We start from the raw sequence: 11650 nt of genomic DNA on the forward strand, positions 1-11650 counted from the left end.
CAATGTATAATCATAGTAATTATGAAAAAAATTATTAACTCTTATTTGATTTTATTTATTGCAGCCGCTCTCTTTGTTTTAAATTCCTGTAATTCCACGGGAATTTTTAAATCAAACTTATCGAAAAATAAAGAAGATATAAACGAGCTTATTTTAAGCTTTTCAGGCGATATCATGGCTCATGATGTCAATTTTAAAATGAAGGACTATAATCGAATTTATGATGATATCAAAGACATCCTTTTAAACGATGACTTGACTTTCGGGAATGTAGAAACTCCGGTTTGTGAAGAAAGGCCTTATTCAACCTTTCCTTCTTTTAATATCCACAGGGATTACCTAAAAGCGGCAATTGACGGGGGATTTGATGTCTTTGCTTTTGCCAATAATCACACCAATGATCAGGGAATTAAAGGAATAGACGGAACTATCAAAAGTTTTGCTGCTTTAAAAGAAGAGTACAAAGATAAAGAACTTTTTTCTTCGGGCTTAAAAAATAAAGAGGATGAGGATTTTAAACCTGTCTTAATAGAAAAAAAAGACTGGAAGATCTTGTTTTTATCCATAACTGAGCTTGTCAACTCTCACGGTAAATCAAAGCAGCGGCTTTATTATTCGGAACCCACAAAGTCAGGAAGAGAAAAACTTCTTTTATCCATAAAAAAAATGAGAGAAGAAACCCCTTGCGATATATTTATTCTTTCTCTTCATCTAAACGAGGCGGAATACGGCCTTAATGTTTTAAAAAGCAAAAAAACATGGTTTAAAGCCCTAGCCGATGCAGGAGTAGATATAGTTTGGGCTCATCATCCCCATGTTTTACAGGATTGGGAATTTGCCGAGACGGAATCTAATAAAAATGTTTTTTTTATGTACTCGATGGGGAATTTTATTTCGGGACAAAGATGGAAGGTAAACTATGCAGATCCTGCATATTACAGGGAATATACGGGCGACTCAATAATAATGCAGTTAAAACTAAAAAAGATTGACGGAATCTTGCAGAGCGAAATGGAAGCAAAGCCTGTTTTGATTACAAACTACAACGAAAAAGACGCTCCGGTTATAAAACGCTTTACAAAAGAATGGATCGAGACCCTCTCAGAAAAAGAAAGGGTCTATTATCTTAAACGCCTTGAACTTATGAAGGCCTATTTACCTAAGCTAAAATAAAAAGCTTAAAGTAATAATTTTTACATGAGGCTCTTGTACTTTTCGGCCAAGGCCTTTGCCTTTACGTTTGCAAGGCCTCTGTAGCGTTCGGGGTTTGCAAAAAACTCTTCGGGCTTATCAAAGTTAAGTTCCTTTAATCTTTCCGTAACAAGGGCAAAGACCTTTTCTTCGGCTTTTAAGGCTTCATAAAAACTTAACTTTTGATTTTCGGCAGCAAGGGTAATTTTGCGTATTACCTCGTGAGCATCTGAAACACCGCATTCTGCTAAAAGAATGTAGGCGGGCTCAGCCATAACTCCTCCCCTTACTCTTCCGCCGCCCTGTAAAAGGTTTTTAAGCATGTTTTCTCTATCGGCCTGTAAGCCCTTTAAAATGGAATTCATACGGTTAAAGGCCAAGGAAAGTCCGGTTAAATAATCGGCAATAAACCTCTGGCTTGCAGAGTTAGATAGGTCTCTTTGATGCTCAGAGATTTGATCCATATAAAAACTCATCACGCGAGGAGAAAAGGTCTTCCACAAGCTTTTTACGTGTTCAGAGTTCCAAGGGTTCCGTTTTTGAGGCATGGTCGAAGAACCTACCTGAGTTGCACTAAAGTGTTCAAAAACCTCCCCTATCTCGGTTCTTTGCAGATTGCGTAAATCGTCTGCAAGGTTTGCAATTATGCCGAAGGCAATATTTGCTTCAAGAAGGAGGCGGAGCATGTATTCGGGTTCTACAAGCTGATGAGAATATTCTGAGGGCTTTAAACCGAGATAATCAAGATAGATTTTTTCGAATTTCATCGGGTCGGAAACTATTAAAGAAGCCGCATTATAAGCGCCGACAGCTCCGGCAAATTTTCCGCGTAAATCTTTTACAAGCTCTTCCAGCCTTAAAATAGACTTACCTAAGCGGGCTACATATTCGGAAACTGCATAACCGAAGGTAATAGGAACGGCGTGCTGACCGTGAGTTCGCCCGACCTGAGGTGTTTCAGCTTCCCTTTCGGCTATATCGCAAAGTAAGATTTCGGTTTTCTTTAAAAGAGGAATTATCACCTTTACGACAGCATCCCTTATCCTCATAGAAAATGCCGTGTCAAGGATGTCGGCACTGGTAGCCCCAAGGTGAACCAAGGGGGCCGTTGCTTCAGGTACCTTTTTCTTTAGGACATTTACCAAGGCCCTTATATTGTGCTGAGTTTTATGTTCTTCTTCGTAGACTTCGGAAGGATCTATATTTAAGGCAATATCGTCCAAGGTTTTTTCCAACTCGCTGCTCAACTTAGGAAGTAAAGAGCTTTTCTTTTCTTCCGCAATTTTAAGATGGGCCTTTACAAGGGCCATTTCTGCCATGGCGCAATAAACGATACCTGCTTCTTCAGATAAAAAAACCGAAAGCTCATCATAAAGTCCTCCTTGCGGAAGAGAATAACGATGATCTATCGGTGAGATGTTTTTAAAAATGCTTCTTGTTTCCATGCCTAACATAATGACTTAAAGAAGATGTTTAGTCAAGCGGTTCAAAAAGATGCCCGTTTATCTTTCTTATATCACTTTAGTCGGCAGGCAGCACTCTTTCTATCTGCCTAATATTGTTCGCCATTTCAGGTTCCAAAACTGTTGTGTCAAAAAGATTAACCAGATTACGGCAGCCGTCAAAGTCTTTTGCCTTAAAAGCCTGCATCAGTTTTTCGTATAAGTCTTTAAGTTCTGCAAAATCTTTTATAGTATCTGTATTTTTATAACGTACATAGTAACTTGTTACATTTCCCTTTCCTTTTAACTCCCGTACGGGACGTTTAAAAAGAGAATAGCGATCGCCTATTATTTCAGCCGTCTTTTCGGAAACGGTACAAGCCATGGGGGCCGTTGCCGATTCAAGCCTAAAGGTAGTGTTTACTACATCTCCGAAAATATCGAAAACATACTTATGAACACCAACGATACCTCCCGTTATCTTTCCCGAATCTATGCCTATCTTTACCTGAAAATAAGACTTATTTTTTTTGTTGATGGATTCAAGCACAGAGAGCATTTCAATCGCAGCATCTACCAAACGAAAAGCGTGATCTTCTTCTCCCCTAAAACCGCAGCAAGCCATGTAGCCGTCTCCCAAAGTCTTAATCCTTTCACAGCCGAATTTATCCATAATGCGGTCAAAATGAGTGAATATATTGTTTAACTCAGAAATAACGGTTTCGGGTGAGTTGGTACTTGACCATTTTGTAAAATTAACAAGATCGGCAAATAAGACGCTCACGGCAGAATAAACTTTCGGCTTTGAAGTTCCGGTTTCGATTAACTCGTCTATAATGGGAAGAGGTAAGGTGTTTCTTAAAAGTTTATCGCTTTTTTCTTTTTCTTCAGCCAACTCTTTAGTCTTCTCTTTTACCTTTTTGTCAAGCTCCTTAGCCCTTCGTTTTAATGATCTAATCCTTATTTGCACAACCGAAAAAACAAGACTGCCTATAAAAAGAGTTAGAACAAGATAAAACCAAATTGTCTGATAGAAAAAAGGCTCTTTATAAAATTCTATACCTGTACCGTTTTCGTTTATAATTCCGTCATTATTGGCGGCTCTTACCCTGAAAACATATTGTCCCGGAGAAAGATTTGTGTAAGCTATTTCGCGAGTTGTTCCTGAGGACTTCCATTCTTCATCGTAACCTTCCAGTTTGTATTCAAAACGAACCCTTTCGGGTATGGTAAAACTGAGGGCCGTAAATTTAAAAAGAATACGCTTAACCTGAGCTTTTATTGTAAAGTTATTTTCTTCCAAATCAAAATCATGACCGTCCAAAATAACGTTTTCTATAACGACAGGAGGAGAATGTTTATTTGTAACATAATAAGACGGATCGCAAACTGCAACCCCTTTTAATGTCGGAATGTATACGGTATTTTTATCGGTTACATGAGCCCAGGCATTTGCCGATAGCTGTCCTGTAAGACCGTCAAGTCTGTTATAGCGGACAAGCCCCTCGGCAGGATGCCTGTTTAAGACGGCCTGTAAGAATTTTTGAGCTTTAACCAAAATAAGTTCCTTAGGTGTTACAAGCCAAAGGTTATCCTGACTGTCGTATAGGGCGTTGTACACGCTGAGCGTCTTTTGACATATTGCAGTATTTGCATCGTAAAAATTTCCGTCTTTATAAAGGATTAAACCGTCGCCTGTGCAAAACCATATATTTCCATCCTTGTCTTCAACAATACGGAAAACGATATTACCGTTAAAGCCTTCTTCTTTTGTAAAAAGGCGCTCCACTTTAATTTTAGGTCTATCTTCAGAAATAGAAACATTAAGTTCCGCTGCACCGCTTCCATTAGTACCGAACCAGATAGTACCCTTCCTGCTTTCCATTGCACACAGGGTATACAGGTTTGATAGACCGTCGGCTTCGGTGATATTCGTCACTACGCCATTATAATAAACAGCCGGAGCTGATGTAGTTCCTATCCACAAAAGACCGTTTGAACTGCGCATTGTAAAGCGAACCCGATTACCTGCAAGACCTTCTTTTTTTGAAATGCTTTTTATGCTGCCGTCCTTAAAAAAAATAAGGAGCCCCTTATCCGAATAGGTAGAAAAATATAAAGAACCGTCAGCTTCTTCCCTTATTTGCCTGACACGGTTACCCTCAGTCATTTTAATAAGACGGTCGATGTCATCGGAACGCTTTTTAGAAAGTGAAGAGCTTTTTAAACATACAACGCCGTCATCCTTGGCTATCCATATATTTTTATCCTTATCTTCCAAAACGGAATTTGAAGCGGAAGGAGGCAGGGATTCTGCACTGGCAAGGTCGACAAAACGCCCCTTGCTGAATTTTACCAAACCGCCTCGTTCCATACCTGCCCAAAGGTTTTCTTCAAAATCTACACATAAACAAGAGACAATATTGTTAGGTAAACCGTTTTCTTCGGAGAAGAATTCGGCCTTTTTGTCTTGGAGAGTTATAATTCCCTTATTAGTGGCAATATACATATTACCGTCTATGGTTCGCAAAAAACGGTTTATACCGGTACCGTCAAGGTTTTCTATCTCTATAACTTCTTGTATAGAGTCGTTTTTTATCTTGATAATTTTTCCATTGAGTGTACCGAACCAAAGAGTACCGTCGGTATCGTCATAAGCTGACGAAAATGTATAATCTTTTATTTCCTGCAAATACGGAAGGTTTATTATTTTGCCGTTTTGAATAACTGTAAGACCTTTTATGTTGGCTCCTACAAAAATTTTATCATCTACAGGCATAATAAAAGAGACAATGCCTATATTCTTGTCGCTTTCGTCTATATGTTCAAAATATCCGTCAGGTGTACGCCGAAATAGTCCGCCGGCAGTACCGACCCACATCACATTGTTTCTGTCTACTTTGATTGCACGTACCGAAAGATTGGAAAGACCGCTTTCAAGTCCGTATTCTTTAAATTGTTTGTTTTTATATGAATATAGTCCGGTAGAATTTGTGCCTATCCAAATAGTTCCTTCTGCATCCTCATACAATGTACGCGGAGCAAGTCCAAAAAAGCCGTATTCCTCAGCAGTAAATTCGGTATAGTTATTTCCGTCAAATCTCATAAGGCCGTCATAAGAAGCCAGCCAGATATAACCGGTACTGTCCTGCAAAATATCCATTATCCTGTTTGACGGTAATCCGCTTTTTTCGTCAGACCAAAATGTTTGTACCGATGAAGCCAAATTGCCAAAAGAAATTTCGGTTGCTGCCGAAAGCATTGTAAAAACAGTCATCAAAATACATAATACTTTTTTTTGCATAATTACCCGTCCAATACACTTAACCATTACTGCAACCTCCGAAGCTAATTGTATCATAAAACAGGTAGTTTATTCAATGCAAAATGTTGAAAATGTCAAATTTTATGAGGAACTATGGAGGAATACACTATATATGCAAATACAAAGAAAAACTACTTATTTTTTTAAATATAATATTGCCTAAAGTCTAGGCTTATAATACAATATAAAATAAAGGGAGAAAAAATGAAAAGATTTGAAGATTTAACATTTACGGATGATTTTATGTTTTGTAAAGTTATGCAAAATCCAAAATTGTGTACAAAACTTATTGAAATGATCTTATCCGACACAATAGGTAAAATTGCGTATGTTTCGGTTCAGCACAGTATTAACACCTATGAACAGGCAAAATCCGTACGATTTGATGTTTTGGTGCAAGCAGAAAACGGTAAATTTTATGATGTGGAAATGCAGGTAAGCAATGAAAGGAATATACCTAAAAGAATGAGATTTTACCAAGCGGCCCTGGACATTTCTTTTTTGGATAAAGGAAATTCCTATAATAACTTAAATGACAGCTTTATAATTTTTATCTGTTTATTTGATGTTATAGGTAAAAATAAATCTGTTTATACCTTTGAAAACATTTGTATAGAGGACAAAAATACATCTTTACAAGACGGAATGAAAAAGGTTATAATAAATGCAGAAGCTTTTAAAAACACTGAGGACAAAGAATTAAAAGATTTTTTAACATACCTTAAAACAGGTAAAGCGAATAATGAATTTACAAGGGGGATAGAAGAAATGATACAAACAGTAAAACAAAACGAACAGGCAAGACAAGAATACAGATTATTATCTACTTTTGAAATGGATATTAAGGACAATGCAAAAAGGGAAACCGCAAAACTTATGAAGTTAAAAAACTTTGATACAGTCTTAATTAAAGAAATAACAGGACTTTCCGAATCCGAAATAGAAAAATTGTAGTTGAATAAAGGGCTTATTGACAGAATTTCAATTCTTGGACTTAGCCACACGCAAGCCGATATCGCTGTCGCGAAGATCGGGATAGCCGTTGCCCCGGCAGGCACGGGAGACATAGTTAATGCCGTTGCGCCAGCTGCCGCCTCGAATGATGCGGTAAGAGCCGGAACCGGCACCTGCATAGTCCGCAGGCAACCGTTCAGGTAAAGCCCGATCCCTGTCCCAACACCATTCCCAAACATTACCGCTCATGTCGTAAAGCCCATAGCCGTTAGGCGCTTTTTTCTTGACTTCGTGCGTTTTATCATTGCTGTTATTGCGGTACCACGCATAGTTTATAAGTTTGCTTACCTCATCGGTTCCTGCCCATTTTCCGGCAACGCCGCACTTTGCAGCCCACTCCCATTCAGCCTCTGTCGGCAAGCGGAAACCTTTTTTGCTCATGTCCATACCGGGTTCTTTTTTTGCATTTGCATGGGCTATAGTGTATACTTTAGCGGCATTATCTTTTAGGTAATATACACATTCGGCTTCTCCCAAATCGGATGCCTTTTTCGTCAGTTCATTACAAAAGGCTATACAATCATACCAGCTTACATTCTCCACGGGCCGCTTTTCTTGGCTCTCTGCGGGATCGGCTTCTTTACCGGAAGTTCCGTTAAAGCCGCTAGGTCTACTGCCCATTACAGCTTCCCACAGCTCCTGCGTTACTTCCGTTTCGCCTATCAGGTAGGCACTTAAACTCACCGCGTGAGGTTTGTTTTTGTCGCAGTAATCGTTATGTCCCACCATACCGTCTGTTACGGCGGGGATGTTTTTCATTGTAAATCTGACACTGCCGACCGCATAGGTTTTATCGGAAGGTACGGCCCGATTTGTTTCGACGCCCTTGCCTTGTCCGGCATTGAGACAGGTAGAGAAAAGTATCATCATCATAATTGCCGATAGCAATACTGCTATAGCCGTTAATTTAAATTGTTTCATTTAATCTAATTTGTAGTTTAATGTGTAATCAATGTTTAATTGGTAATGTGTAATTGCCCATTACCACTTAATCATTCCTCACTACCAATTACCCATATATCCATTATCCATATCCTTATGCGGTAAGTGCGGCTTACCCTATAAGGTAAGCCGGTGTTACCTTATGCGGTAAACCGGTATTACCTTATAGGGTAAATCTGTGTTACTCTATGAACTTCGGGTAAGAGCTTTGCCGAATCTGCCTGATTTTAGCGTTTTAAGCTGTTTTGTAGCGTTGGCATACTTCGTTCTTACCTCGATGTACCAGCTGCCTGCCGGCAAGTCCGCAGGGATTATTGCCATGAGGCGGGCGGGTTTGTTTTCGGCGATGACGGCAGCTCGGACGGCTTCTCCCGTTTCGGGGACGAAGAAGATGCCTTGAGCCGTATCTTTCGGGTCAAACTTGAGCCGGGAACCTACCAGTTGGACAACGCCGCCTGCGGTCAGTACTTCGTTTACCTTGCCCGATACGATGTCGGTAACTTCGGTAATGTAGGGGTTGGTGTCGGCGGCTTCGACCTTTTCGCACTTGATTTTACCTACGGCTTCTTTAAGCAGGGTGCCTGCCGAAAGGTTTAAGTGCACGGTGTGCCGTTTTTTGTCGAAGCTGTCGGCTGCCCCGTTAAAGGTGCCCGATATGCTTAGAGAGGTGTTCATAAGCGGGGTGTTGACGGCCGAGCCGTCGGCGATGAGCGCGGCGCACACTTCGCCGTAGACTTGCAGGGTTGCCGCAATGTCGGCCCGTGTAAGGGTGGTGCCTTTGTCCATCATAAGGTCGATAATCTCGTCAAGGGTGTACGAGCGCACGTCCTGCGCCTGCGCCATGTAGTCGTCCGGCGCAGGGGTGAGTAAGTTTTCGCGTAGTGAATACTTTAACATAGTTTCCTCCTAAAAATAAACCTGCCTCCAAAAAATTATCCCGCAGGCTTTATCAAAAGCCGAGGAACAATTTTTACGCACGTTCGCAACGTTAGTGAGAACGTGCATACGATGATGAGAGTTTTGCGCTTGCCGCAAAACTCTAGTTGAAGCGAGCGGTGCCATTTGCGCCGTGAGCTTCAACCTGCCTCCTAAAAGTTGTTTTTTAAGGGGAGGTATCCCCTTAGACCCCCGCTCAAGAATGTACGTCCGTGTACATTCTTGAGCTTCGAGTTTGCGGTGCAAACTCGTACGACTATACTGGGCAAACATCCTGTTTGCCGCGCTGCCAAAGGGGACACCCCGATATTACCGTATCGTACTGTCCATCATTATGCAGATAGAGTGCCTATCATTATGCTGATGGCCAGTCCATCATTATGCTGGTAGGGTGTCTACCATTATCGTGGTAGACCGGCCACCATTATGCTGGTAGACTGCCTACCATTACGCTGCGGGTGTGTCCCGCCTTAGTGTGGGGTACCCACCCGCCTTAGTGTGAGGTACCCACTCGTCCGAGTGTGGGGTACCCACCCGAGCGAGTGAGTACCCCTGATCCGAGCGATACGAGAGGCTCGTATAAGGCGATACGAGCCATTCGTATAACGGCATTCGAGAGGCTCGAACAGGACGGCTCGAAACGTTCGAGCATAGCGTTAAATCTCAACCCCTGGCCAGCTTCCATTCCATTTATACATCTTCCACTTCTTGTTATTTTTAGCATTATCAAAGGCATCCTTTAAGTCTTGCGGAGCGGTAAAGTCCGTGTGATTACCTTCGGTAATGCCGGTGTGTTCGGTGTAAAGAATACAATTCGCATTATCACTATCCTGCCGAGCCGGTAAATCGTCAAAGAGCTTTTTAAATGCGTCTGCATTAAGCTGATTGCTCCAGCAGTTCAGCGTTCGCAAAGCGGTGCAGCCCTGTACATTAAGGGCGGTGAGCCGGTTGCCGTAGCAGTGCACCCCTTGCAAAGCGGTACAGCCCTGCACGTTAAGCTCGGTAAGCTGATTGCCGCCGCAGTACAGCTCTTTCAAAACGGTTAAGCCCTGCACGTTAAGCTCGGTAAGCTGATTGCCGCCGCAGTACAGCTCTTTCAAAACGGTTAAGCCCTGCACGTTAAGCTCGGTAAGCTGATTGTTGTAGCAGTCCAGCTTTTGCAAATTGTTTAAGCCCTGCACGTTAAGTTCGGTGAGCCGGTTGCCGTAGCAGTGCACCCCTTGCAAAGCGGTACAGCCCTGCACGTTAAGCTCGGTAAGCTGATTGCCGCCGCAGTACAGCTCTTGCAAAGCGGTTAAGCCCTGCACGTTAAGTTCGGTGAGCTGATTTGTTCCGCAGTACAGCTTTTTCAAAGCGGTTAAGCCCTGCACGTTAAGAGCGGTCAGCTGATTGCCGCTGCAGTACAGCCATTCCAAAGCGGTTAAGCCCTGCACGTTAAGGGCGGTGAGCTGATTTTCGCCGCAGTTCAGCTCTTTCAAAGCAGTTAAGCCCTGCACGTTAAGGGCGGTCAGCTGATTGCCGCTGCAGTACAGCCGTTCCAAAGCGGTTAAGCCCTGCACGTTAAGGGCGGTCAGCTGATTGCCCCAGCAGGACAGCCATTCCAAAGCGGTTAAGCCCTGCACGTTAAGGGCGGTCAGCTGATTGCCGCTGCAGTACAGCCATTCCAAAGCGGTTAAGCCCTGCACGTTAAGGGCGGTGAGCTGATTTTCGCCGCAGTTCAGCTTTTTCAAAGCGGTTAAGCCCTGCACGTTAAGGGCGGTCAGCTGATTGCCCCAGCAGGACAGCCATTCCAAAGCGGTTAAGCCCTGCACGTTAAGGGCGGTGAGCTGATTGCCCCAGCAGGACAGCGTTTTCAAAGCAGTTAAGCCCTGCACGTTAAGCTCGGTAAGCTGATTTTCGCTGCAGTACAGCTCAGTGATCTTGCCTTTGAGGATAACAACAGTGCCTTTTGCGCGCAGCACGGTTTGGGCGCCGCTTGTAAGCTCCGTTTCGGTACAGCCTTCTACAGCTACGGCGGAACCGTCCGAGGTTACTGCCTTAACTTGGATGTTGAGCTTGTCGGGGCTTAAGATGAGCGAGGCGCCGCCTTCGACAAAGGGGGCATGCGGTTTTTCAGGTACGGTTTTTCCCTTTTCTTCTTCAACCAACATCTTCTTTAAAAACGGGTTTTCACAAGACATAACCGATACTAAAAGTACCGCCAAAAATAAAACTAAAATCTTACCTTTATGTTTTTTCATATTCTAAATCCTCCGCTTATTCCGGCAGCCCAGATTACGGGGTAGCCGCCTCTTATATAGGGCTCGATAAAAAAGTTTTTTACTGCAAAGCGGTAACCGAATGTTCCTTCTCCCAAACCGAATACAAAGGGTTTTGCGGTCTTTCCGTTCCAGCCTAAGGAAACGCCTCCTTCCGCCTGAACAAAAAAGCCCGAATCGCAGGTTTTAAACTTTGCAAAATCATAAAAATTCCAGCGGAATAAAAGAGCCGTATCAAGAAGTCCGTATCTTTTAAATCCCGTCGAATACAAGAGCTTTGCACCGGCTGAAAACCTGCCGGTCTTTACCCAATCAGGCAATACAACAAGCCCGTAAAGCCCTGCACCCAAGGCATAGCCTTTCGGTACATTCATATTCCCTTCCGCCGAAATACCCAAAGACCAATGAAGGCCGTCTTTTTCTCTCTTAGGTTCATCCTCAACCTCTTGGGCAAAAAGAACGGAAGCTCCCATAATCCACAAAAACACCGGCACACAGAGTACTGTTTTTACATAATTTTTCTTCACATCAATTCTCCAAAC

General features: G+C 42.6%; 8 protein-coding genes. 2 read left to right on the top strand and 6 right to left on the bottom strand.

From position 1 onward, the window contains the following. Positions 1 to 21: 21 nt before the first annotated feature. The gene (locus tag E4O01_RS05925; RefSeq protein ID WP_253694856.1) at positions 22 to 1173 is read left to right on the top strand and encodes a CapA family protein; all 1152 of its coding nucleotides are present in this window, start codon (positions 22 to 24) and stop codon (positions 1171 to 1173) included. 20 nt (positions 1174 to 1193) lie between these two features. Here the strand turns inward: E4O01_RS05925 and E4O01_RS05930 are convergent, their stop codons facing one another. Both E4O01_RS05930 and E4O01_RS05935 read right to left on the bottom strand, forming a co-directional pair. Further along, positions 1194 to 2636, bottom strand: coding sequence for a lyase family protein (locus E4O01_RS05930; protein ID WP_253694857.1), 1443 nt, complete (start codon positions 2634 to 2636; stop codon positions 1194 to 1196). Positions 2637 to 2712: 76 nt separating this feature from the next. Further along, complete coding sequence (locus tag E4O01_RS05935) at positions 2713 to 5964, bottom strand: adenylate/guanylate cyclase domain-containing protein (protein ID WP_253694858.1); 3252 nt, start codon at positions 5962 to 5964, stop codon at positions 2713 to 2715. 198 nt (positions 5965 to 6162) lie between these two features. Here E4O01_RS05935 and E4O01_RS05940 point away from each other — a divergent pair, with 198 nt between their 5' ends. Continuing rightward, positions 6163 to 6912, top strand: coding sequence for an Rpn family recombination-promoting nuclease/putative transposase (locus E4O01_RS05940; protein ID WP_253694859.1), 750 nt, complete (start codon positions 6163 to 6165; stop codon positions 6910 to 6912). A 27-nt stretch (positions 6913 to 6939) separates the two neighbouring features. On the opposite strand, the gene E4O01_RS05945 is transcribed toward E4O01_RS05940, so the two are convergent. The 4 genes from E4O01_RS05945 to E4O01_RS05960 form a co-directional block, all read right to left on the bottom strand. Further along, on the bottom strand, positions 6940 to 7893 hold the full coding sequence (locus E4O01_RS05945) for a formylglycine-generating enzyme family protein (RefSeq protein WP_253694860.1): 954 nt from the start codon (positions 7891 to 7893) through the stop codon (positions 6940 to 6942). 207 nt (positions 7894 to 8100) lie between these two features. Beyond that, the gene (locus E4O01_RS05950; protein WP_253694861.1) at positions 8101 to 8811 is read right to left on the bottom strand and encodes a DNA-binding domain-containing protein; all 711 of its coding nucleotides are present in this window, start codon (positions 8809 to 8811) and stop codon (positions 8101 to 8103) included. 695 nt (positions 8812 to 9506) lie between these two features. After that, on the bottom strand, positions 9507 to 11090 hold the full coding sequence (locus E4O01_RS05955) for a leucine-rich repeat domain-containing protein (protein WP_253694862.1): 1584 nt from the start codon (positions 11088 to 11090) through the stop codon (positions 9507 to 9509). Then, on the bottom strand, positions 11087 to 11635 hold the full coding sequence (locus E4O01_RS05960; protein WP_253694863.1) for a hypothetical protein: 549 nt from the start codon (positions 11633 to 11635) through the stop codon (positions 11087 to 11089). Before E4O01_RS05960 ends, E4O01_RS05955 begins: the two co-directional genes overlap by 4 nt. Between the last annotated feature and the right edge of the window lie 15 nt (positions 11636 to 11650).

The sequence above is a fragment of the Treponema sp. OMZ 790 genome, assembly GCF_024181285.1.
GTDB lineage: Bacteria > Spirochaetota > Spirochaetia > Treponematales > Treponemataceae > Treponema_B.